Raw genomic sequence first — 661 nt, forward strand, 5'->3', positions numbered from 1 at the left:
ATGGACTCGTCCACCACGGCGCGGGTGCGGCTCGCGGCCGTGGTGGACGAGTCCATGGCGTGCCGGGCGGCCGGGCATCTGCGGAGCACCGGTGAGGAGGTCCGCTGGGAGGACGGGGACGTCGTCGCGCGGTCGGTGGACCGGCTGGGAGCAGTGGAGCTGACGGTCCGCCCCTTGGGGGCCGGGGCCGAGCCCGCGCTCGTACGGGAGGCGCTGCTCGACGGTCTGCGGCGCGAGGGGCTCGGGCTGCTGCGGTGGCGCCGGGAGGCCGGGGAGCTGCGCGAGCGGCTGGCCTTCCTCCACCGGGAGCTGGGGGAGCCGTGGCCGGACGTGTCGGACGGGGCGCTGGTCGACCGGGCCGGCGAATGGCTGGAGCCGGAGCTGTCGCGGGCGTCGCGCCGGGCCGATCTGGGGCGGATCGACGCCGGGGAGGCGCTGCGGCGGCTGCTGCCGTGGGCGTCGGGCGAGGCGGTGCGTCTCGACGAGCTGGCGCCGGAGCGGATCGAGGTCCCGAGCGGTTCGCGGATACGGGTCGAGTACGGGGGCGAGCGGCCGGTGCTCGCGGTGAAGCTCCAGGAGATGTTCGGCCTGGCCGAGACGCCCCGGGTGGCGGGGGTCCCGGTGCTCGTCCATCTCCTCTCCCCCGCGGGCCGGCCCGCGG

Annotated in this window: 1 protein-coding gene; it reads left to right on the forward strand. The window is 77.5% G+C overall.

Annotation, left to right across the window (positions count from 1 at the left end):
* On the forward strand, positions 1-661 hold a 661-nt coding region (locus CCN56_RS41045), incomplete at both ends, for an ATP-dependent helicase C-terminal domain-containing protein (protein WP_306300669.1).

Origin of the sequence: Streptomyces sp. NRRL B-24572 (assembly GCF_002156145.1) — a bacterium.
Classification (GTDB): Bacteria; Actinomycetota; Actinomycetes; order Streptomycetales; family Streptomycetaceae; genus Streptomyces; species Streptomyces vietnamensis.